At 69.4% G+C, this 22,040-nt stretch carries 22 protein-coding genes and 1 other RNA gene; 15 read left to right on the top strand and 8 right to left on the bottom strand.

Annotation, left to right across the window (positions count from 1 at the left end):
• Positions 1-5: 5 nt before the first annotated feature.
• Positions 6-2,360: a TIM-barrel domain-containing protein gene (locus AB0M01_RS24550; protein WP_363673242.1), complete on the top strand. Its 2,355-nt coding sequence runs from the start codon at positions 6-8 to the stop codon at positions 2,358-2,360.
• A gap of 16 nt (positions 2,361-2,376) precedes the next feature.
• On the opposite strand, the gene AB0M01_RS24545 is transcribed toward AB0M01_RS24550, so the two are convergent.
• A complete protein-coding gene (locus tag AB0M01_RS24545) occupies positions 2,377-3,378 on the bottom strand; it encodes a LacI family DNA-binding transcriptional regulator (RefSeq protein ID WP_363673241.1) in 1,002 nt (333 codons plus the stop codon).
• A gap of 79 nt (positions 3,379-3,457) precedes the next feature.
• Here AB0M01_RS24545 and AB0M01_RS24540 point away from each other — a divergent pair, with 79 nt between their 5' ends.
• The 4 genes from AB0M01_RS24540 to AB0M01_RS24525 all read left to right on the top strand — a co-directional run bounded on the left by AB0M01_RS24540 (position 3,458) and on the right by AB0M01_RS24525 (position 7,025).
• Positions 3,458-3,622: a hypothetical protein gene (locus tag AB0M01_RS24540; RefSeq protein ID WP_363673239.1), complete on the top strand. Its 165-nt coding sequence runs from the start codon at positions 3,458-3,460 to the stop codon at positions 3,620-3,622.
• 65 nt (positions 3,623-3,687) lie between these two features.
• The gene (locus tag AB0M01_RS24535) at positions 3,688-4,527 is read left to right on the top strand and encodes a nitrilase-related carbon-nitrogen hydrolase (protein WP_363673237.1); all 840 of its coding nucleotides are present in this window, start codon (positions 3,688-3,690) and stop codon (positions 4,525-4,527) included.
• 86 nt (positions 4,528-4,613) lie between these two features.
• A complete protein-coding gene (hydA, locus tag AB0M01_RS24530) occupies positions 4,614-6,020 on the top strand; it encodes a dihydropyrimidinase (RefSeq protein ID WP_363673235.1) in 1,407 nt (468 codons plus the stop codon).
• 12 nt (positions 6,021-6,032) lie between these two features.
• Complete coding sequence (locus AB0M01_RS24525) at positions 6,033-7,025, top strand: TIGR03842 family LLM class F420-dependent oxidoreductase (protein WP_363673233.1); 993 nt, start codon at positions 6,033-6,035, stop codon at positions 7,023-7,025.
• Here the strand turns inward: AB0M01_RS24525 and AB0M01_RS24520 are convergent.
• From AB0M01_RS24520 to AB0M01_RS24505, 4 genes are read right to left on the bottom strand one after another with little or no spacing between them, the layout of a single operon-like run.
• Positions 7,009-8,400 (bottom strand): FAD-binding oxidoreductase, encoded by a 1,392-nt coding sequence (locus tag AB0M01_RS24520; RefSeq protein ID WP_363673231.1) that lies wholly within the window; start codon positions 8,398-8,400, stop codon positions 7,009-7,011. The genes AB0M01_RS24525 and AB0M01_RS24520 overlap by 17 nt on opposite strands.
• An 18-nt stretch (positions 8,401-8,418) precedes the next feature.
• Positions 8,419-9,264, bottom strand: coding sequence for a carbohydrate ABC transporter permease (locus AB0M01_RS24515; protein ID WP_363673229.1), 846 nt, complete (start codon positions 9,262-9,264; stop codon positions 8,419-8,421).
• A gap of 1 nt (position 9,265) precedes the next feature.
• Positions 9,266-10,186, bottom strand: coding sequence for a sugar ABC transporter permease (locus AB0M01_RS24510; protein WP_363673227.1), 921 nt, complete (start codon positions 10,184-10,186; stop codon positions 9,266-9,268).
• On the bottom strand, positions 10,186-11,472 hold the full coding sequence (locus AB0M01_RS24505; protein WP_363673225.1) for a sugar ABC transporter substrate-binding protein: 1,287 nt from the start codon (positions 11,470-11,472) through the stop codon (positions 10,186-10,188). The genes AB0M01_RS24510 and AB0M01_RS24505 overlap by 1 nt, the downstream gene beginning before the upstream one ends.
• A gap of 239 nt (positions 11,473-11,711) precedes the next feature.
• Here AB0M01_RS24505 and AB0M01_RS24500 point away from each other — a divergent pair, with 239 nt between their 5' ends.
• Positions 11,712-12,944: an MFS transporter gene (locus AB0M01_RS24500; protein WP_363673223.1), complete on the top strand. Its 1,233-nt coding sequence runs from the start codon at positions 11,712-11,714 to the stop codon at positions 12,942-12,944.
• Here the strand turns inward: AB0M01_RS24500 and AB0M01_RS24495 are convergent.
• Positions 12,862-13,908, bottom strand: a complete 1,047-nt coding sequence (locus AB0M01_RS24495; RefSeq protein ID WP_363673221.1) for a PfkB family carbohydrate kinase — start codon at positions 13,906-13,908, stop codon at positions 12,862-12,864. The two genes, AB0M01_RS24500 and AB0M01_RS24495, sit on opposite strands and share 83 nt — an antisense overlap.
• Before the next feature lie 104 nt (positions 13,909-14,012).
• Here AB0M01_RS24495 and AB0M01_RS24490 point away from each other — a divergent pair, with 104 nt between their 5' ends.
• The 9 genes from AB0M01_RS24490 to AB0M01_RS24450 all read left to right on the top strand — a co-directional run bounded on the left by AB0M01_RS24490 (position 14,013) and on the right by AB0M01_RS24450 (position 20,355).
• Positions 14,013-14,411 (top strand): hypothetical protein, encoded by a 399-nt coding sequence (locus AB0M01_RS24490; RefSeq protein ID WP_363673219.1) that lies wholly within the window; start codon positions 14,013-14,015, stop codon positions 14,409-14,411.
• Positions 14,390-14,554, top strand: a complete 165-nt coding sequence (locus AB0M01_RS24485) for a hypothetical protein (protein WP_344174524.1) — start codon at positions 14,390-14,392, stop codon at positions 14,552-14,554. The genes AB0M01_RS24490 and AB0M01_RS24485 overlap by 22 nt, the downstream gene beginning before the upstream one ends.
• A 141-nt stretch (positions 14,555-14,695) precedes the next feature.
• Positions 14,696-15,385, top strand: coding sequence for a cell division ATP-binding protein FtsE (gene ftsE / locus AB0M01_RS24480; RefSeq protein WP_077013482.1), 690 nt, complete (start codon positions 14,696-14,698; stop codon positions 15,383-15,385).
• A 30-nt stretch (positions 15,386-15,415) separates the two neighbouring features.
• Complete coding sequence (ftsX, locus tag AB0M01_RS24475) at positions 15,416-16,327, top strand: permease-like cell division protein FtsX (RefSeq protein ID WP_363673216.1); 912 nt, start codon at positions 15,416-15,418, stop codon at positions 16,325-16,327.
• A gap of 210 nt (positions 16,328-16,537) precedes the next feature.
• Positions 16,538-17,815, top strand: coding sequence for a peptidoglycan DD-metalloendopeptidase family protein (locus tag AB0M01_RS24470; protein WP_363673214.1), 1,278 nt, complete (start codon positions 16,538-16,540; stop codon positions 17,813-17,815).
• A gap of 21 nt (positions 17,816-17,836) precedes the next feature.
• Positions 17,837-18,307: an SsrA-binding protein SmpB gene (smpB, locus tag AB0M01_RS24465; protein WP_363673212.1), complete on the top strand. Its 471-nt coding sequence runs from the start codon at positions 17,837-17,839 to the stop codon at positions 18,305-18,307.
• 144 nt (positions 18,308-18,451) lie between these two features.
• On the top strand, positions 18,452-19,012 hold the full coding sequence (locus AB0M01_RS24460; protein WP_363673210.1) for a DUF1707 and DUF4870 domain-containing protein: 561 nt from the start codon (positions 18,452-18,454) through the stop codon (positions 19,010-19,012).
• A gap of 87 nt (positions 19,013-19,099) precedes the next feature.
• Positions 19,100-19,477, top strand: a transfer-messenger RNA (tmRNA) gene (gene ssrA / locus AB0M01_RS24455).
• A 92-nt stretch (positions 19,478-19,569) separates the two neighbouring features.
• A complete protein-coding gene (locus AB0M01_RS24450) occupies positions 19,570-20,355 on the top strand; it encodes an LLM class flavin-dependent oxidoreductase (RefSeq protein ID WP_363673208.1) in 786 nt (261 codons plus the stop codon).
• Here AB0M01_RS24450 and AB0M01_RS24445 read toward each other — a convergent pair.
• Entirely contained in the window at positions 20,342-20,629 is a 288-nt protein-coding gene (locus AB0M01_RS24445; RefSeq protein ID WP_363673206.1) for a hypothetical protein, read from the bottom strand. The two genes, AB0M01_RS24450 and AB0M01_RS24445, sit on opposite strands and share 14 nt — an antisense overlap.
• Positions 20,630-20,716: 87 nt before the next feature.
• Entirely contained in the window at positions 20,717-21,904 is a 1,188-nt protein-coding gene (locus tag AB0M01_RS24440; protein WP_363673204.1) for a hypothetical protein, read from the bottom strand.
• Positions 21,905-22,040 lie beyond the last annotated feature (136 nt).

Below are 22,040 nucleotides of genomic sequence, written 5' to 3'. Positions count from 1 at the left end.
GATCCATGACCGACCTGCCCGTCGTCCGGCCGTTGCCCGGGGCATCACCGCGAGCGCGCGCCGACCACCAGGTCAGCGGCGAGCACTGGCGGGTCTCGGTGCTCGGCAGCGGGCTGTTCCGGATCGAGTGGTCCGAGGACGGTGCGTTCGAGGACCGCGTCTCGACCTTCGCCGTACGCCGGGACGTCGCGCCGGTGGAGTTCACCGTCGAGCGCGACGAGCGCGGTGTCGTGATCACCACCGAGCGGGCCCGCCTCCGGTACGACGGACAGCCGTTCTCGACGCACGGCCTGCTCGTCGAGTGCCTCGGGCGCGACAGCGGCCGCTGGCGGTACGGCGAACCGTCGCGCGACCTCGGCGGCACGACCCGCACCCTCGACGACGTCGACGGTCGCGCCGAGCTCGGGCCGGGAGTCGTGGCGCCGAGCGGCGTCGCCGTACTGGACGACTCGGAGTCGTTCCTGTTCGAGGACGACGGCTGGATCGGGACGCGGGTCGACGGCCGGCGGGACCTGTACGTGTTCGCGTACGGGCGCGAGTACGCGGCGGCGGTCGAGGCGTTCTACGCCGTGTCGGGTGCGCCGACACGGCTGCCGCGGTGGGCGCTCGGGAACTGGTGGAGCCGGTACCACCCGTACACGAGCGACTCCTACCTCGCGCTGATGGATCGGTTCGCCGACGAGGCGCTGCCGTTCTCGGTCGCGGTGATCGACATGGACTGGCACCGGGTGGACTCGGTGCCGCCGGAGTACGGGAACGGCTGGACGGGGTACTCGTGGGAGCGGTCGCTGATCCCTGACCCGCCGGCGTTTCTGAAGGGCCTGCACGAGCGCGGGCTGCGGACGACGCTCAACCTGCACCCGGCGGACGGCGTACGGGCTTTTGAGGATGCGTACCCCGCGGTGGCGCGGGCGGTCGGGGTCGATCCGGAGAGTGGAGCGGCGATTCCGTTCGACCCGACGGATCAGACGTTCCTGCGCGCGTACTTCGAGCAGCTGCATCACCCGCTCGAGGCCGAGGGCGTCGACTTCTGGTGGATCGACTGGCAGCAGGGGTCGAGCTCGAACGCCGTCGGCGTCGATCCGTTGTGGTTGCTGAACCACTTCCACACGCTCGACGCGGCGCGCGACGGGCGGCCGGGGATGACGTTCTCGCGGTACGCCGGGCCGGGCAGTCACCGGTACGCCGTGGGGTTCTCGGGGGACGCGGTCGTGTCGTGGGCCTCGCTGGCGTTCCAGCCGGAGTTCACGGCGACCGCGGCGAACATCGGGTACTGCTGGTGGAGCCACGACATCGGCGGGCACACGCGGGGTGTTCGCGACGACGAGCTGGCGACGCGGTGGGTGCAGTTCGGGGTGTTCTCACCGATCTCGCGGCTGCACTCGGCGAACAACCCGTTCATCCGGAAGGAGCCTTGGGCGTTTCCGTCCGAGCACCGGTCGGCGATGGGGGAGGCGTTGCGGTTCCGGCACCGGATGGTGCCTTACCTGCACTCGATGAACCATCTCGCGGCGGCTGGTACGCCGTTGGTGCGGCCGATGTATCACCTGGAGCCGCGGCGGGCGGAGGCGTACGGCGTACCGAATCAGTATGCGTTCGGGACGGAGCTGGTGGTCGCGCCGATCACGTCGCCGCGGTCGCCGGAGTCGTTGCGCGGGCGGGTGCGGGCCTGGTTGCCTTCCGGCGTGTGGACTGACGTCTTCACCGGGACGGTCTACCGGGGCGACCGGGCGGTGGAGCTGCACCGATCGGTGGAGTCGATTCCGGTGCTGCTGAAGGCCGGCGGGATTCTGCCGCTGACGGACGAGCTGGATGCGACGCGGAACCCGGGGTCGTTCGAGGTACTGGTGGCGCCGGCGGCGTCCGGTGAGTTCGAGTTGCTGGAGGACGCCGAGGACGACCGGGTGAGTGATGCTCCGGTGCGGACGGCGCTCGGTTGGGATGCTGAGCACGGTGCGTTCCGGGTCGGGGCGGTTGACCGGGCTGACGTCGTGCCGGAGGTGCGGGAGTGGACGATCACGTTCCTCGCGACGCTGCCGTCCGGCGCGGTGAGTGTGGACGGGAAGCCGGTCGAGGTGGTCGGGGTCGACGGGCGGTGGAGTGTGTCGTTCAGCGCCCGGGCGGACTCGGAGAGCGTCGTACGGGTCGAGGGTGAGCTGCGGGTGGGGGTCGATCAGTCGGAGGCGATCCTGGAGCTGCTGGAGCGTTCTCAGTGCGGCAATCCGGAGAAGCTGGAGGCTTGGGAGATCATCACCGCCGATCGCCCCGCGGCCGAACGGATTGCGGAGCTGGCGGCGGTGGAGCTACCTGAGTCCGTGCGGGCCGCCGTGATCGAGCTCCTGGGCGCTGTCGTGGGCTGACGGCGCGGGCTGCTGGTCAGCGCGCGAGTGCTGGAGCGCTCTCCCGGTAGACCAGACGATGCCCCACCGTCGCCTGGTGGCCGGGGGAGTCGGGCGTTTCCATGCGGTCGAGGAGCAGGTCCAGGGCCCGCTCGACCAGCGCGTGGGTGTCGGGCTCGACGCTGGTCAGGCTGGGCGTCGTACTGGCGCCCAGCTCGATCGCGTCCCAGCCGATGACGGCGACATCGGTCGGTACGGCGTACCCGTGCTGGGTGAGCGCGCGGAGAGCGCCGATGGCGGCCAGGTCGTCGCGACAGAGGAGGGCATCGACGCGGAGGCCGGAGTCTAGCGCGGAGTTCAGAGCGGTCTCGGCGCCGAGGGCGTCGCCTTCGGCGCGGGTGACGAGGAGCGATTCGTCGTACGGGAGCCCGGCGGCGGTCAGCGCCCGGCGGTAGCCGGTCAGGCGGAGCTCGGACGGGTTGGAGAGCGCGCCGGCCTCGTGCCCGATGAAGCCGATCCGGCGCCGGCCGAGTGCGACCAGGTGCGCGACCGCCTCGGCCGCGGCGGCGACGTTGTCGATCGCGACCTGATCGGCCGTCGGCGGCCGCGGGTCCTCGCCGAGGAAGACCAGCGGCGTGTCGTGCCGCAGCACCTCCAGCTCGGCGGCGGTCAGCGCCTGCGGATGGATCACCATCCCCGCCACGACCCCCACCTCGAGATCGCGCAGCACCGCGCGCTCGCCCTCCGCCGTACCGCCGGTCTCCTCCAGCAGCAGCCGGTACCCACGCTCGGTGCTCACCCGGGCGAAGACGTGCGCCAGCTCCCCGAAGTACGGCCGCCGAAGATCCGGTACGGCGAGCGCCAGCATGCTCGACCGCCCGGTCGCGAGACTCCGCCCACTCAGGTTCGGCCGGTACCCGAGCTCGTCGAGCGCCGCCTGCACCCGCTCCCGCATCCGAGGGCTCACGTGCTGGTACCCGCGCACCACGTTCGACACGGTCTTCATCGAAACCCCGGCCCGCGCGGCAACGTCTCGCAACGTAACCCTCTCCACAGCAAGACCTTACCGGCGATCCTGCGCCGACCAGGCTGCGTCGACCCCCGAGGAGGAACCCGCCGTGCAACTGATCCCGACCTGCCGCCGGTCCGCCGGCAGCAAGCTGCTGGCGTTCGCCGACCATTGGATCGTGCTGTCGGAGGGGGTGTCGGAGCTGCGGTTCGGGGCGTTCAGCGTGGTGCACGAGGAGCACGGTTGCCACGTGTACCTGGCGGCGTACAAGTAGCAGGGTCGTTGACGCCGGGTGGTGATCGGGCGGAGCATGGGTGCTCGGCTAGCGGGAGGTTCGCGATGGCGGAGATCGTGCGGGCGGCGTTGGTGCAGACGGGGTGGACCGGGGACCAGGAGTCGATGGTCAAGGCGCATGAGGGGTATGCGCGGGAGGCGGCCGCTCAGGGGGCGAAGGTGATCTGCTTCCAGGAGCTGTTCTACGGGCCCTACTTCTGCCAGGTGCAGGATCCGGAGTTCTACGCGTACGCCGAGAGTGTGCCGGGGCCGACGACCGAGCGGTTCCAGGCGCTGGCGGCGGAGCTCGGGATGGTGATGGTGCTGCCCATGTACGAGCAGGAGCAGGCGGGGGTGCTGTACAACACCGCGGCCGTGATCGATGCTGACGGCAAGTACCTGGGGAAGTACCGGAAGAACCACATCCCGCAGGTGAAGGGGTTCTGGGAGAAGTTCTACTTCCGGCCGGGGAACCTGGGGTATCCGGTGTTCGACACCGCGGTCGGGCGGATCGGGGTCTACATCTGTTACGACCGGCACTTCCCGGAGGGGTGGCGGGCGCTGGGGCTGGCGGGGGCGAAGATCGTGTTCAACCCCTCGGCAACCTCGAGGGGACTCTCGTCGTACCTGTGGAAGTTGGAGCAGCCGGCGTCCGCCGTCGCCAACGAGTACTTCATCGGGGCGATCAACCGGGTCGGGGTCGAGGAGTACGGGGAGAACGACTTCTACGGGACGTCGTACTTCGTGGACCCGGAAGGCAAGTTCGTCGGGGAGGTCGGCGACGACCACAACCCGGAGCTGATCGTCCGGGACCTGGACCTGGGGCTGCTCGATACCGTGCGGGACCGCTGGCAGTTCTACCGGGACCGGCGGCCGGACGCCTACGGAGACCTGACCAAGCCCTAGCACCAACCCCCTAGCACCAACCCCCTAGCACCAACCCCCTAGCACCAACCCCCTAGCACCAACCCCCTAGCGGAGGAGCGTCGAGGATGTCGTTGCTGGTCAAGGGCGGGACGGTGGTCGGACCGACCGGGACGCACCCGGCGGACGTGCTGATCGTCGGCGAGAAGATCGCGGCGGTCTTCGACCCGGAGCACAGCGCGCAGGTGCAGGCCGACGAGGTGATCGATGCGGCCGGCAAGTACGTGATCCCGGGCGGGATCGACGCGCACACGCACATGGAGCTGCCGTTCGGCGGTACGGCGGCCAGCGACACCTTCGACACCGGGACCCGGGCGGCGGCCTGGGGCGGGACGACGACGATCATCGACTTCGCCGTGCAGCGCACCGGTGAGGTGGTCCAGGACGGGCTCGCCGCCTGGCACGCGAAGGCCGAGGGCAACTGTCACGTCGACTACGCGTTCCACATGATCCTCGGCGGCGTGGACACCGACGCACTGAAGGCGATGGACCAGCTCGTCGCCGACGAGGGGATCACCAGCTTCAAGCTGTTCATGGCCTACCCGGGCGTCTTCTACTCCGACGACGGCCAGATCCTGCGCGCGATGCAGACCGCGCGGGCCAACGGCGCGATGGTGATGATGCACGCCGAGAACGGGATCGCGATCGACGTCCTGGTCCAGCAGGCGCTGGCCCGCGGCGAGACCGACCCGATCTACCACGGCATCACCCGGCCGCCGGCGCTGGAGACGGAGGCGACCAGTCGCGCGATCGCCCTCGCCGAGGTCGCGGAGGACTGTCCGCTGTACATCGTGCACCTGTCGGCCAGCGGCGCGCTCGAAGCGGTCGCCGCCGCGCGCGACCGGGGCCGCAACGTATTCGCCGAGACCTGCCCGCAGTACCTGTACCTGACGCTCGAGGACCAGCTGGGCGCGCCCGGGTTCGAGGGCGCGAAGTGGGTCTGCTCGACGCCGCTGCGCAGCAAGCACGAGAACCACGCGCGCGACCTCTGGAAAGGGCTCCGGAGCAACGATCTGGCGATCGTGTCGACCGACCACTGCCCGTTCTGCATGAAGGACCAGAAGGAGCTCGGGATCGGCGACTTCTCCAAGATCCCGAACGGGATCGGCGGCGTCGAGCACCGGGTCGACCTGGTGTACCAGGGTGTCGTCGACGGGCAGCTGTCGCTGGAGCGCTGGGTCGAGACGATCGCGACGACACCGGCCCGGATGTTCGGGCTGTATCCGCAGAAGGGCGTGATTCAGCCAGGTTCGGACGGCGACGTGGTGGTCTACGACCCGAACGGGCAGACTCGGATCGGCGTGGAGACCCACCACATGAACATGGACCACTCGGCGTACGAGGGGTTCGAGGTCAGGGGACATGTCGACACGGTGACCTCGCGCGGCCGGGTGATCGTGGCCGACGGCAACTACCATGGCCGGAAGGGACACGGTCGGTACCTGCGCCGCGGCCTGTCGTCGTACCTGGTCTGAAGGAGGAGCCCGGTGGACTTCGGAGTGGTGTTCCAGTGCGATCCGCCGGCCTCGGCAGTCGTCGACCTGGCCGTGAAGGCCGAGCAGGCCGGCTTCAGCCACATCTGGACGTTCGACTCGCACCTGCTCTGGCAGGAGCCGTTCGTGATCTACCCGCAGATCCTGGCCGCCACGCAGAACGTGATCGTCGGCCCGATGGTGACCAACCCCGGCACCCGGGACTGGACCGTGATCGCCTCCCAGTTCGCGACGCTGAACGAGATGTTCGGGAACCGGACGATCTGCGGCATCGGCCGCGGCGACTCCGCGCTGCGCACGCTCGGCGCGAAGCCGGGCACGATCGCGGAGCTGAAGCAGTGCGTCGAGGTGGTCCGCGAGCTGGCCTGCGGGCGGACGGTCGAGTACCGCGGGCAGCAGCTCAAGTTCGCCTGGGTCGAGAACGGTGCGCTCGAGGTCTGGGTGGCGGCGTACGGGCCGAAGGCGCTGGCCGCGACCGGGCAGGTCGGCGACGGGTACATCCTGCAGCTCGCCGACCCGGACATCGCGGCCTGGATGATCTCAGCCGTCCGCGGCGCGGCCGAGGAGGCCGGGCGCGACCCGGCGGCGATCAAGTTCTGCGTCGCGGCACCGGCGTACGTCGGTGACGATCTGGAGCACCAGCGCGAGCAGACCCGCTGGTTCGGCGGGATGGTCGGCAACCACGTCGCCGACATCGTCGCCCGGTACGGCGCGAGCGGGACCGTCCCGCCCGCGCTGACCGACTACATCAAGGGCCGCGAGGGCTACGACTACGCCGAGCACGGCCGGGCCGGCAACACCCACACCGCGTTCGTGCCGGACGAGGTGGTCGACCGGTTCTGCATCCTCGGCCCGGTCGAGAACCACCTCACCCGGCTGCGCGAGCTGCGCGACCTCGGCGTGGACCAGTTCGCGCTCTACCTCCAGCACGACGCCAAGGAGGAGACCTTGGCGTCGTACGGGCGGGACGTCATCCCTGCGCTGTAGGCGGACCGTAGGGGAACAGCACGTTCGGGTCGTAGGTCTTGCGGATCTCGGCGAGGCGCTGGAAAGTCTCGGCCGGCCAGCAGGCCTCGTAGGAGCCGGGGACGGTCAAGCCGCCGGCGTAGTTGACGTTGTGCTCGGGGGAGCGCCACGGCTCCAGCGGTGCCAGCACCGCCTCGGCGGCCGGGGGAAGGACCGTGGCGAACAGCGACGGGTCCGGGGCGCCGATCAGGATCAGCGTGTACGCCGCACCGCGGCCGCCGACGGCCGAGCCCTCGGGCACGTCCCGGGCGACCGCGCCGCCGAGGTGGCGGATCTCGACGGCCACGAACGGGATCTGCTGCTCAGGGCCCGCCACGCCGAGAAACGCCGAGGCGAACGAGGCGTCGATGTCGGCGAGCAGGTGCCCGCGATCCCAGCCCGGACCAGGGTCGCGCGGGTCGTTGTGGATGTCCGCGATCCGTGACGCCGGCATCTCCTGGACGCCGTCCATCAGCGCCGTCCCGGCGTCGCGCATCGGCTGCAGCAGCCGCTCGCCCTCGGCGACGTCGACCTTCGGCGACCGCCCGCCCGCCGGGTCGCCGACGTACGCGAACCGCAGGCTGAGCACCGTCTTGCCGCGCAGCGGCTCGGGGATGAACTCCAGCGGCGGCAGCCGCAGGATCACCACCGACGTGGTCGCCTCCCGCGGCAGCGTCTTGGTCCAGTCGACCCAGGCGCTGAAGACCGGCGCGATCTGGTCGGCGTCGTAGATCAGCGAGCCGCCGTACAGGGTGCTCAGCTCGACCAGCTCGAAGTCCATCGAGGTGACGATGCCGAAGCCGGACTTGCCGCCGCGCAGCGCCCAGAACAGGTCCGGGTTCTCGTCAGCCGACGCCGTCCGGACGGTGCCGTCGGCGGTGACGAGGCGGAAGCTGCGCGCCCAGTCGGAAGAGAAGCCGAAGTTGCGCGCCAGCGGGCCGAGGCCGCCGCCGGTGGTGTAGCCGATCACGCCGACGTTGTCGGACGCGCCCGCGATCGGTGCGAGCCCGTGCTCGGCGCCTGCGGCGATCACCTCGGCCCAGCGCACGCCGGCGCCGATGGTCGCGACCCGGGTCTCGGGGTCGATGCTCACTCCGCCGAGCCGCCGCGTGGTGACGAGGATCCCGTCCGTGACCGGTACGGCGGAACCGTGGCCGGTGGCCAGCACCCGGACCGGCGTACCGGTGGCAGCGGCGATCCGTACGACGGCCGCCGCGTCCTCCTCGGACTCGATGCCGACGGCAACTTCCGGCGTGTGCACGATCGCGGTGTTCTGCGCGGCCACCTCGGCCGCGAAGCCCTCGTCGCCCCGGGCGAGAACCGGTCCGGAGACTTCCTTGCGTAACTGGTCGATCATGGTGCCCCCTCCAAGAGACTATTCACTGATCCCCGAGCGCTCGACGCCTTCGACGATCCAGCGCTGCAGGAAGACGAACATCACCACCAGCGGCACGATCGCGACACTGGCGGCGACGAAGAGTTGCGGCAGGTTGACGGTCTGCGCGGTCAGGAACGTCGACAGCGCGACCTGCACCGTCCAGGCGCTCTGGTCCGGTGCGATCACCAGCGGCCACAGGAACGCGTTCCACGACCCGATGAACGTGATGGTGCCGATCGCGGCGATGAACCCGGTCGAGTTCGGCACCACGATCCGCCAGAACGTCCCCCAGTACGCCGTACCGTCGAGCTGCGCCGCTTCCTCCAGCTCGCGCGGGAAGTTCAGGAAGTACTGCCGGAACAGGAACGTCGCGAACGCCTGGAACAGCCCGGGCACGATCAGCCCGCGCAGCGTGCTCACCCAGCCGAGCGTCGAGACCAGCACGAAGCTCGGCACGAAGGTGACCGCGGCCGGGATCAGCAGCGTCGCGACGATGAAGTAGAAGACCGCGTTGGCGTACCGGAACGGGATCCGGGCCAGCCCGTAGCCGGCCAGGCCGGAGATCACCAGGACGCCGATCGTCTGCACGACCGAGATCACCAGCGAGTTGAGCAGCGCCCGCCCGATCGGGACCAGCGGATCGTTGAAGAGGTCAACGATGTTGTGCCACTGCAGCGACGACGGGAAGAGCTTCCAGTCCGGTGACGTGATGTCCTGCTCGGTCGACAGGCCGTTGCGGACCAGCAGGTAGAACGGCAGCAGGAACAGCAGCGCGAGGACCGCCAGTACGACGTACCGGACGACCGAGCCGGCCCGGTCAGCGCTGGATCGCTGGATCGCCATCTCAGTCCTCCCGCTTGCCGAGGCCAAGGAACCTGCCCTGCACCAGCGCGACCAGCGCGATCAGGAGCGTCAGCAGTACGGCGCCGGCGCTGCCGTGGCCGAAGTCCTGGCCCTGGCCGAGCGCCGCGTAGTACAGGTAGACCAGCGGCGGTCGCGCGTACGGCGGGTAGCCGCTGGCGCTCGAGAGCAGGTTGTAGAACTCGTCGAACGCCTGGAACGCGTTGATCAGGAGCAGCAGCAGTACGGCGGTCGACGTGGCGCGCAGCTGCGGCAGGGTGATGTAGCGCAGCACCTTCCAGCCGGTCGCGCCGTCGATCGCGGCTGCTTCGTACAGCGCCGGCGCGATCCGCTGCAGACCGGCCAGGAACAGGATCATGTAGAACCCGGTCTGCAGCCACATCCGCGCGGACACGATCACCAGCCAGTACCAGGGCGGCTGGGTGACCGAGAGCCAGGCGACAGGCTCCGCGCCGAACCAGCCGAGCACGGTGTTGGCCAGGCCGAAGCGGACGCCGTTGAAGATCGACAGCTTCCAGATCAGCGACGCCACGACGTACGAGCAGGCGGTCGGCAGGAAGAACACCGAGCGGAAGAACGTCTTGGCGACCCGGGTCCTGTTGACCAGTAGGGCCAGGCCGAGCGAGAAGACGAACGTGGTCGGGACGATGAACAGCGCGAACAGCAGGAAGGTGAGCAGGCTGGACCGGAACGCGGCGTCCCGGAGCATGTCCAGGTAGTTGCCCAGGCCCACGAACTCGGTCGGCGTGACGGTGTTGCGCGCGTCGAAGAAGCTCAGCACCACCGACCAGACGATCGGTATGTAGACGAAGACCAGCAGACCGAGCACGAACGGGCCGACGAAGACCGCGAACCACAGGTTGCGGTCGTAGCGGCCGCGCAGCCGCGTGGCGAGCGCCGGCATCAGCCGGCGATGCGCTCGAGCTCAGCCTCCACGACGGCCTTGACCGCCTTGATCTCGGTGGCCGGGTCGCTGCCGTTCTTGACGATCCGGCTGACCGCGTCCGAGTACGCCGTACCGGACTTCGGGGTCCACAGCAACGGGGTCTGGGCGTGCCCGTTCTCGTTGACGAACTTGACCGCGTCGGCGGCCGGGCCGGACTTCAGCTTGTCGGCCTTCTCGGCCAGCGATTTGCGGGCCGGGATGTGGAAGCCGTAGCTCTGCGCCCAGTCGAGCTGCTTGTCGGTCTGGTCGACCCACAGCCACTTGACGAACTTCTTGGCCGCGTCGACGTTCTTCGACTTGGTGCTGACCGAGGCGCCGTACGCGCCGACCGGGACGCTCGGGGCGCCGGTGGTCGCGTTCAGCTTCGGCCAGGGCAGGACGCCGAAGTCGTCCGCGAACGCCTTCTGGATCACCGGGAACGTCCACAGGCCGGTGAACTGCATCGCGGTCAGGCCCTGGGTGAACGCCGACGGGTCCGACCAGTCGGTCGGTGCCCCGAGCAACAACGCCTTGGAGGTGAACAGCTCACGCAACTTGCGCAGCGACTCGGCCGCGGCCGGGCTGTCGAAGCCGAACTTGCCGTCCTCGGTCAGGTAGTCGACGCCGGCCGCCCAGAGCGCCGGGCCGCCGAGGATCCCGACGCCGCCGTCGTTGCCGACGAACAGGCCCTTCACCTTGTCGGTGGTCAGCTTCTTCGCGGCGGCGATCAGCTCGTCGACAGTCGTCGGCGGCTGGACGCCGGCCTGCTGCAGCAGGCTCTTGCGGTAGACCAGCAGCTGCATGTCGGTGGCCTGCGGGATCGCGTAGAGCTTGCCCTGGTAGGTCACGCGAGCCAGCAGCGACGGCGTGAAGTCGCTCTTCGCGTCGCCGAGCAGATCGGTCAGGTCGGCGACCTGGCCGCCCTTGATCATGTCGATCGACGGGCCGTTGCCGTACTCGAAGACGTCCGGCCCGCCGTCGGTGAGCAGTGCGGCCGCGGTCTTCTTGTCGTAGTCGCCGGGCGACCACTGGACCGTGACGGTCGCGTCCGGGTACTCCTTGGCGTAGCGCTCGACGGCCTGCTGGGTGCCGGCTTCGCCGTACTGGTGGTACCACTGGGCGAGCGCCGGTTTGTCGCCGGAGGCGCCACCACCGCTGGAGTCGCCGCGGCCGGTGTTCGACCCGCAGCCGGCGACGGCCATCGCGGCCAGCCCGCCTCCGAGGGCGAGGAAGCTCCTGCGGTTGAACCCGTCAGCACCCGGCATCTCGTCGTACCTCCAGCTCTGGCGCGGTCCCACAGCCCGCGCGCCCTGGATCGACCCTACGGCCGACCGGGTTCCCTGGTGCCCCATTTCCGGCCGCCGGAAAACCAGTGGCGTGGCCTGCTGCGCGTTGTAGGGTGTGCCGCATGTCCCGCCTGCCGCACTAGAGAGGGCTCGCTACCGAGCCCATCTGTCGTCCCCCGTCTCTGTCTGAGGCCGGGGCTCTCTAGGAGCGCCTTCTCATGTCCAGCACCACGCGTGCTGGGAGCTACCGTGCTGTCCTGCTGCTGCCGTCCGCGCTGCGCACCTTCGTGCCCGCGCTGTTCGGCCGGCTGGCGTACGGTCTGCTCCCGCTGTCCATCCTCTTCACCGTCCACGCAGCAACCGGCTCCTTCGCCGTTGCCGGAGCCGCTGGAGCCGGCTTCGGCCTGTCTTCGTTGTCGATGCCGTTCAAAGCTCGACTGGTCGACCGCTACAGCCAGCGCGTCGTCCTGCCGCCACTGGCTCTCGTCTGCGCACTGGGCCTGGTCGTAGCCACTCAGCTCACGACGCCGGCTCTCCTGGTTGCCCTGGTCACTGTGACCGGCCTCTTCGCCCCACCGCTCGGCCCGTCGATGCGCGCCAACTGGCGGCTCATCACCGACGACACCGGTCTCAAGGAGCGCGCCTACGCGCTCGACGCGATCTGTGAGGAGTCCCTCTACCTGGCCGGGCCGTTGCTGGCCGGTCTGCTGATCAGCTTCTGGTCAGCACCCGCATCACTCATCTGTACGGCGGCGCTGCTGGCCGCTGGTACCTGTCTGATGGTCACCGCGCCGCTGACCCGCCGGACCAGTCCGCCGAGCCCGGCCCGGCACCCGCTGGGCCCGCTGACCAACAGGGGACTGCGCCGGATCCTGCTGGTCATCCTGGTGACAGCAGCCGGAGTCAGTACGGCGTACCTGTGCATCGCCGGTGCAGCCCAGGCGGAGGGGCGGCCGGGAGCGGCCGGCTTCGTCGAGGCGGGCATCGGGCTGGGCAGCGTGGTCGGGGGACTGGCGTGGGGGCGCCGGAAGCACACGCGGCCCGCTGAGACGCAGCTGGCGGGACTGATCGGCGTACTGGCTGTTGGGCTGCTCGCTGCTTCGCTGGTCAGCCACCTGGTGGTGCTGGGCGTGGTGATGGCCGCGTTCGGCCTGGCGGTGTCGCCGCTGTTCGTGGTGTCGTACGTCGCGGCCGACGAGCTCACGCCGCCGGACCAGCGCACCGAGGCGAGCACCTGGATCAACACGGCCAACAACCTCGGCAGCGCCGCCGGGGCGTCGCTGACCGGGCTGCTGATCGACCGGGCCGGGCCGTCGTACGGGTTCGTCGCCGGGGGAGTGCTGCTGGTGCTGGTGTCGGTGACGCTGCTCAGGCGTCCGACAGCCGGGCGATGGTCGCGCCGGCCCGGCGGACGATCGGGACCGGGCCCTCGGGCAGGACGTCGCCGATGAAGGTGTAGTGCCGCAGGATCTCGGGATCGACGCCGCCCGGGCGAGTACGGCTGTGGTCGCGGACCCAGTCGATGATGTCGCCCCAGCCGGGCGCCGCCAGCGAGCCGCCGAAGTGCTGCACCGACAGCCCGGCGCACAGGTTGCCGAACGCGAGCCTGTGCGCCAGCGGCCAGCCGCGCAGCGTGCCGAGCACCAGCGAGGCCAGGAACACGTCCCCCGCACCGGTCGGGTCGTACGACCGCACCGGGAGCGCGGGGATGTGCTCCTCCTCGCCGGTGGCCGAGTCGATCGCCAGTACGCCGTCCGAACCGTTCGTGACGACCGCCAGCGGTACCCGCTCGGCCAGCTTGTGCAGCGCGGCCTTCGGGGTGTCGGTCCGGGTGTAGGCCATCGCCTCACCGGCGTTCGGGGTGAAGGCGTGGAAGCCCTCCAGCACGTCCAGCACCGCCGGCGACCAGGTGTCGGTCGGGTCCCAGCCGACGTCGCCGAACAGCAGCGCGCCGGACTCGCGGGCCTCGGCCGTCCAGCCCGGGAGCTCCTCGGCGACCGGCACGATCGCCGAGCGGGTCTTCAGCCCGGGGCCGACCAGCTTGCTCGGGTCGCCGGGCGCCTCGTGCGCGTGGGTGACCATCGCCCGGTCCCGGTCGATCGACATCGAGACCGTGACCGGGGAGTGCCAGTGGCCGATCCGGCGCGAGTGCGACAGGTCGACCTTCTCCTGGTCGGCCAGCGTCCGCCAGCAGAAGTCGGCGTACACGTCGTCGCCGAAGACCGCGGCCAGGCCGCTGCGCAGGCCCAGCCGGCTGGCGGCGATCGCGAAGTTGGCGACCCCGCCCGGGCAGGAACCCATCCCCTCGGCGAAGATCTCGGTCCCCGTGGTCGGGGCGGTCTCCAGTCCGGTGAGCACGATGTCCAGGAACACGGTGCCCTGCACGAACACGTCGTAGCAGTCCGGATCTTCCACGTGACGTCCTTGTCGGTGGTGAGTGGTTTGCTGTCCTTCGTAACATCATCGACCGGTCATCACCAGCAATTTGGGAGGACAGCCATGGCTGTGGGGGTGTGTCCGTGATCCCGACCTGGATCTCGGTGGTCGGGGTGGTGATGACCGTGCTGAGCCCGTTGCTGGCGCTCGGCGGCGTCGCCCTGGGCGCGTACCTGACCCGCAAGTCCGACCGCGAGCTGGACACCTGGCGGCACCGCGAGGAGACGATGCGGATGGTCCGCTGGGCGGTCGAGCAGATCATGAACGACGACGACACCGGGACCGACGCCGGTGTGGTCACGCTGCGTTCACTGATGCGGTCGGAACTGTTGCAGCCCGAGGACTACGAGCTGGTCGCCGCGCTGACCGCCGCCGTCGCGATCGACCGCGTCGGCGAGTCGACGTACGCTGAACTTGCCGATGCCGACATCGAGGTGGTCGAGGAAGAAGGAGCCCGCCGATGGCTGAGAAGAAGACCGTGAAGGTCTCCCGGCAGGCCGTGGAGCTGGCCCGGCTGCACGTCGAGGCGGCCCGCCGCGCGGGCCGCAAACCCGAGCCCGGCGTCGCCCGGATTGCGGACGCCCGGCCGGAGAACGGCAGCGGTACGGCGCCCGCTCCCGCCTGAGCGCGTCGAGAGGGCGGCACGCCTGACCGGAACACCGCCCGGATGCCCCTAGACTGATCGGCGGCCGCTCCCGGTGGCGTACGGTGCTTTCGTGGTTACCGACACGTCACTCCCTGTTCCCGACCACGGCCGGAATGTCCCGTGATCCGCTTCGAGAATGTTTCCAAGACGTACGAGGGTCAGTCCAAGGCTGCCCTGCTGAACGTGAACGTCGAGATCGAGAAGGGCGAGTTCGTCTTCCTGGTCGGCACCTCCGGGTCCGGCAAGTCGACGTTCCTTCGTCTCGTGCTGCGTGAGCACCGGACCTCCAAGGGCCACATCATGGTCGCCGGCAAGGACCTGAACCGGCTGGCCAGCTGGCGGATCCCGCAGATGCGCCGGCAGATCGGCACCGTCTTCCAGGACTTCCGGCTGCTGCCGAACAAGACCGTCGCCGAGAACGTCGCGTTCGCGCTGCAGGTGATCGGCAAGCCGCGCTCGCACATCCGCAAGACCGTGCCCGAGGTGCTCGAGCTGGTCGGTCTGGACGGCAAGGAGGACCGGCTCCCCGACGAGCTGTCCGGCGGTGAGCAGCAGCGGGTCGCGATCGCCCGCGCGTTCGTGAACCGGCCGATGATCCTGATCGCCGACGAGCCGACCGGAAACCTCGACCCCGGGACGTCGGTCGGCATCATGAAGCTGCTGGACCGGATCAACCGGACCGGGACGACCGTGGTGATGGCCACCCACGACGTCTCGATCGTCGACCAGATGCGCAAGCGCGTGATCGAGCTGGAGAACGGCCACGTCGTCCGCGACGAGTCGCGCGGCGTCTACGGCTACCAGCACTGAGACTGCGTTGATCTTAGGGACTGACTTGTTATGCGATTGAACTACATTCTCTCGGACCTGGGCATCGGTCTGAAGCGGAACCTGTCGATGACGATCGCGGTCGTCGTCACCATCTGGGTCTCGCTGTCGCTGTTCGGCAGCGCGCTGCTCGCCCGCGAGCAGGTCGACCTGATGAAGGGCAACTGGTACGACAAGATCCAGATCTCGATCTTCATGTGCACCAAGGACTCCGGCGGCCGCGGCTGCACCGGCGCCGAGGTGACCACGGAGCAGAAGAACCGGATCAAGCAGGTGATCGAGGCCAGCCCCGACACCGCGCCCGAGGGCGTCTTCGGCGAGTCGAAGAAGGAAGCCTTCGAGCAGTTCAAGAAGCTGTACAAGGACTCGCCGATCGTCTCCACGGTCACCGAGGACCAGATGCAGGAGTCGTACCGGGTCAAGCTGAAGGACCCACAGCGCTACCAGAACCTGGTCAGCGCCGTGGCCGGCCTGCCCGGGGTCGACACCGTGCAGGACCTGAGACAGTACCTCGATCCACTCTTCAAGGCGCTGAACGGCTTGCAAGTCGGAGCCCTGGTCGCCGCAGCCCTGCTGCTGGTCGCCGCGCTGATGCAGATCTCCAACACGATCCGCCTGGCGGCGTACGCCCGGCGGCGGGAGATAGGCATCATGCGCCTGGTGGGCGCCTCGAACTTCTACATCCAGCTACCGTTCCTGCTCGAAGCGGTGCTGGCGGCCCTGATCGGCGCGGTCCTTGCCTGCGGCACCCTCTGGGTCGGCGTGTACTTCGTCGTCATGCAGCGGGCCCAGGAGACGTTCCGGGTCTGGCAGTGGGTCGGCGCGGCCGAAACCTTCCAGGCGACCCTGATCATGGTGGTCGTCGGCCTGGTGCTCGCCGTGGTCCCGACATTCCTGACGACGCGGAAATACCTCAAAGTCTGACCTCGGTGACTTATCGTGCAGTAGCACGACAACTCAACCCAGAGCAAGGGGTCGACTGTGGTCCCGCACTTCCCCGGTGCGAACCCGCGTGAGCGGGGACGCATCAAGCGAGACGACAGCATCGGCGCCACCGCCACATCGAGCGACCGGTCACGCAAGCGACCGGCCGCCCGGCAGACGGTTGTCGCCGCTTGCTGCGTTGTCCTGTCCATGACCGCCGGAGCGCTGGCGGTGGTTCCGTCTGCCCAGGCGGACCCACCCGATCCGAACGCGCAGAAGAAGCAGCTCGACAGCCAGATCAACCAGTCCAAGGCCGATCTGCACGAGTCGTACGACCAGCTGTCCAAGTCCGTTGCCGCCTACAACCAGGCGGAGACGCAGTACCAGGCCGTCCAGGCCCGGTACGCCGCCGTGCAGGGCAAGCTGGCCGCGGCGAAGGCCGCCGATGTGGTGGCCGCGAGCAAGCTTCGTGCCGCCGAGCAGGCGCTGACCACCGCGCGGACGAACGTTGCCGCGGGCCAGAAGGAGATCGCCGCCAAGCAGGCGCTCGCCGGGCGGGCCGTGCGGTCGGCGTACCAGCAGCAGAACCCGCTGGTCGGGCTGTCGATCGTGCTCCGCGGCGCCTCGCCGGCCGACCTGGCCAGCGGGATGCAGGTGCAGCGCAACGTCTTCGGGATCACCGGGAACGCGATCACCAACCTGAACAACGCCCAGGCCCAGCTCGCGAACAAGCAGGCCAAGCTGGCCGAGGCGGAGCGGATCGTCGCGGCGCAGAAGGCCGAGGCGGCGCGGACCGTCCAGGAGGTCACCACGCTGACCCAGCAGGTCGCGACGGAGAAGGCCGCCGCGGCCGCCGTCACCGCGACCCGGCTGGTCGCTCAGCAGGCGGCCGAGAAGGACAAGAACTCCGAGCTCGCGCACTACCAGTCGCTGGTCGCCGAGCGGTCCCGGGTCGAGCAGATCCTGATCGCGCGGGCGCGGGCCGGGAAGGCCGCCGCGGCCCGGCGGAAGGCCGCCGCGGAGGCGGCGGAGCGGGCGAAGGCGAAGAAGGAGCACCGGCCGCCGCGCGACGTACCGGACGAGCCGGACAACGACGGTGGGCTCAGCTTCCCGATCAACACCTACATCACGTCGCCGTACGGGATGAGGTTCCACCCGATCCTGCACTACTGGAAGCTGCACGACGGCACCGACTTCGGCGCCGGCTGCGGTACGCCGATCCACGCTGCGGCCAGCGGAGTGGTCACCGACCGTTACTACAACGGCGGCTACGGGAACCGGATCTTCGTCAATCACGGCGTCATCGGCGGCGACTCGATCACCACCGTCTACAACCACCTGTCCCGCTACAAGGCCCGCGTCGGCCAGCACGTGAAGAAGGGCCAGGTGATCGGGTACGTCGGGACCACCGGCTACTCGACCGGCTGCCACCTGCACTTCATGGTCTACCGCGACGGTCGCGTGACAAACCCGATGAAGTACCTGTGAGTGAAGTGGGATACTGGCCGGATGGTGAAAGAGACCGGCCAGAAGCCGATCGCGCAGAACCGTAAGGCGCGACACGACTACCACATCGACGACGTGGTCGAGGCCGGCCTGGTGCTGACGGGGACCGAGGTGAAGTCCCTGCGGCTGGGCCGGGCCTCGCTCGTCGACGCCTTCGGCTCCGTCCGCGGCAACGAGCTGTGGCTGCAGAACCTGCACATCCCGGAGTACACGCACGGGACGTGGACCAACCACGACCCGCGGCGGACCCGCAAGCTGCTGCTGCACCGCGACGAGATGGAGAAGCTGATCCGCGCGGTCGAGCAGCAGGGCGTGACGCTGGTGCCGCTGTCGCTGTACTTCAAGGACGGCTACGCGAAGGTCGAGCTGGCCACGGCGCGCGGCAAGAAGGACTACGACAAGCGGCACGCGCTGGCCGAGCGGCAGGCGAACCGGGAGGCGCAGCGGGCGCTGTCGGACCGCAGCCGGCGCTGAGACCTCGCGTACGGCGACCCGGCCCGCGGCCGGCCGGCGTACGGGCTCGGCCGTTCGTCGTACGGCGGTCCCTGGGGTCGGCTCAGGGGTGGCTCCGGGCGGCACCCGATGGGGCGGACGGCGTTTCGGCAGCAGAGTGGGGGCATGTCCACTTCAGAGCTGCTGGTGACGCCGGCCCAACGGGACCGTGCGGTCGAGATCCTGCAAGAGATGTACGCCGACGGCCGGCTGACCCACCTCGAGTTCGACACCCGGCTCGAGCTGGCGCTGAAGGCCAAGACCCGGGCCGAGCTGAACGGCTCCTTCGACGGGCTGCTGGCCCGCCCGGTCCCCACCTACGCACCGGCCGCGTTCACCCGCCCGGCGCCGCTGCAGCCCTACCAGAGCTCCGGCCGCGGGATGGGCACGATCTCGCACTGGCTCGGGTACCCGACGTTCTTCGTCGGCCCGGCGCTGGTCGTCGCGACCGCCGGCAAGACCAACCCGGTCGTCCGCAAGCACGCCGTCGAGGCGGTGAACTTCCAGATCAGCGCGCTCGCGGTGTTCACGCTGCTCGGGATCGTCACCGGGATCACCGACGGGTTCACCGGGTTCCTGTTCCCGATCGTCGGGCTGGTCTGGTTCGTGCTGACCGGCATCGGCGGCCTGGCCGCGCTGCTCGGGTCGGACTTCAAGTACCCGTTCACGCTGCGGCTGCTCAAGTAGGGAATCCCTGGTGCGGTTCCGGGGTTGGACTTGGTAGTGTTGGTCTTCTGCTGGTCCGAGGACCGGTAGGAGTTTGACAACTCAACAGGGGGTGAACGGTTTCGACTTTGGACGTACGTTCCAAGAGAAGCGGGCCGAGGATCCAGGGTTATCTCGTTAACGATCTCTGGAAAACAATAACTGCCGCTAATACGCGTCAGAGCTTCGCTCTCGCTGCCTGACAGCCTGAGCACTTAAAGAAGCGGTCAGCCCGGGAGTGCTTCCGACCCGGTTCCTGGCCTCAGCTAGGAAGCTTGCTGTGCTAGCCCGGTCACGGGGTGGGCATGGGACATTTACAGTGACTGAGTCCGTCAGCGACGTGTCTGTGCGAGCGCTGGGACTGAGAAAACACTAATTCAGACTGCGCCCGGAGAAGTCTTGGGTCGGCGCCGAAGGACGCGGGTTCGATTCCCGCCACCTCCACCACCCCTTGCGAGTTTGAGAAGGCCGGTCCCTCGGGACCGGCCTTCTTGCGTTGTGTGGGAAGAGTTTGCGGGGTCGGCGGGTTGCCGGTTGGTATGACGATCGAGCTGGGGTTGTTCCTACCGACTGCCGAGGCCGGGCGGGAGGTGGCGGAGGCTGCGCGGGTGGCCGAGGCGGCTGGAGCCGGGTCGGTGTGGGCGACTGATCATCTGGTGGCCAGCGGGCCGATGGTCGACAGCACGGTCGCGCTGACGACGGCGGCCGCGGTGACTTCGCGCGTGAAGGTCGGGTACGGCGTGATGCTGCTCGCGCTGCGGCCCGCGGCCTGGGCCGCCAAGCAGGTGGCGTCGCTGCAGCAGGTGTCGGGGGATCGCGTGGTGCTCGGAGTGGGGACGGGGAACCCGGCGCACGGGGACGTGGGGTGGCGCGCTGCGAGGGTTTCGTACGCCGACCGGGGGAGGCTGACCGACGAGGCGCTGGAGGTGCTCCCGGACCTGGTCGCTGGGCGCGCTGCTGTGGTGGAAGACGTTGAGGTGACGCTCGCACCTGGGGCAGCGGTACCGCCGATTCTCGTGGCGGGAGCTGGCACCAAGGCGCTCGAGCGTGCCGCGCGGTTCGGCGACGGGTGGGTGCCGATCGGACTGCCGCTCGGGGAGGTTGCCGGCCGATTGGAGTTGCTGGGGGAGCTCGCGGCGAAGCACGGGCGCCCGCGACCGACGATCAGCATCGTGGCTCCGGCGTTGGACGCCGACCTGGCCAAGGCAGCCGACCAGGTGGCGGCGTACGAGCAAGCGGGAGTGGAACGGCTCATCCTGGCGCCGACCGGGCAGGGCTGGAAGCAGGACTACGGCTGGGCAGGCGAGCTGATCACTTCCTGGTGATCAACCCGAACACCAGGCTGACGGCACCGAGCCCACCGACCGTGGCGCTCGTCAGGAGGAAGCCTCGGGCGACCGGCGCGAACCTGGCGCTGTCTCCGCCCCCGCCGAGCACGAACAGCAGCGCGAGAACGAGCAGCACGATCACAGCGAGCGCCAGCAGCACACCGCCGAGGATGAGGCCGGTCATGCTGAGCCTCCGCTTCCGTGAGTCGTCACCGCGGTACGCCGTCTGGTGCGGGAACGCCCCTGGCTCGTGCTGACTGGGCTGCGACATGCCTGGACACTATCGGCCGCCTGGTCCGCCGGGCCGAAACCGATCAGGTTGAGCGGCGGCCGGGGGCGGCCGCCGCTCAGAGCTGGTTCAGTTCAGCGTCATCCGCGGCTCGCCGCCGGCCAGGCCGGTGCCTGCGATCGCGCAGGTGCCGCCGCGGTTCTGGAGGTAGGTCTGGCGGACGCACGAGCGGAGGGCGAGCTGGCCCCAGTAGTTCGGGTGGATGGATTCCTGGATGTAGTAGTTGGAGCCGATGGTGGTGACCGTGCGGATCTGGTTGACCCATTCGGTGCGGTCGACGGCGGTCGGCTGGGTCCAGGAGGTCAGGCCGACTTCCTCGTACAGGCCGACGGTCTTCTCGCAGAGGCGGCGGCCGTTGAAGGTCGACTGGAGCTCCAGGAGGCGGGTGTTGGTGAGGCCGGACTGGCCGATCGCGGCGCGGACGGTGTTGTTGATCGTGGTCAGCGCGGTGGCGTTGGCCCAGTCGGCGTCGGCGTTCCAGAAGCCGCAGCCGCCGATGTTCTGGCGGGTGTAGCCGGTCTGGCCGTAGCGGAAGCCGCTGCCGGCGGGGATCGGCGACGGGTAGGTCTGGACGACCAGCGACCAGGCGTTGTCGGCGTACCCGGCGTTGCGCATCGCGGTGCGGAGGTTCTGGAACGACGTCGCGATCCGGCCGCGGACGGTGCTGACGTTGGCGGCGGTGAAGTTCGCGACCACCGACGAGTCGTCCTTGCAGTAGTCGGGGAACCAGGACGGTGAGAGCAGGAAGTCGGTCACGCAGGACTGCACGATCGAGGCGAAGTTGAAGTCGTTGCCGCCGACCGACACGACCACCTGCTTCACGTTGTGCGAGGTCGCGAACTGCTGCAGCAGCTTGGCCTGGCCGACCCGGCCGGCGCCGTTGTCGAAGAAGTCGAGGCCGGGCTTGAAGTCGTCGCCGTTCGAGGTCGCCGTCCGGGCGCCGGAGCAGGCCAGGTTGAGGCCGCCGACGCCGCCGCCGATGTAGGCCTCGGCGGACTTGCTGCGGTGGCACTTGGCGATCTGCTCGCCGGTACCGGTCGCGTTGTCGTGGTAGGCGTGCGCGCCGAGCGCGTCGGCGGGGGCCTCGGAGTTGTTCGAGCTGCCGGCCCAGCGGCCGGCCTCGCCCGAGATGTAGGAGTCGCCGACGGTCACGACGTACGGCGTACCGCTGCCCGGCCCGTCGGCACGGGCGGGGGCGGTGGTGATCACGGTGGTCAGCAGGGCGGTGGTCAGAGCGACACACAGACGAAGGCGCATGGGCGGACGGCCTTTCTCGCCGGAGGGCCGGCGGCCGCTCGTCGCGGCCGCCGTTGCAGCGAGAATGTACTCTCCGGTAACCCCTCAGAACAGACCGAGCGTGCTGACACCTTTGCGCGCTGTCACCGTTGCGTCA

Origin of the sequence: Kribbella sp. NPDC051770 (assembly GCF_040681455.1) — a bacterium.
In the GTDB taxonomy this organism is placed as follows: Bacteria; Actinomycetota; Actinomycetes; order Propionibacteriales; family Kribbellaceae; genus Kribbella.
The sequence above is the reverse complement of the archived record's forward strand: the minus strand, read 5'-3'. Positions and strand labels throughout refer to the sequence as shown.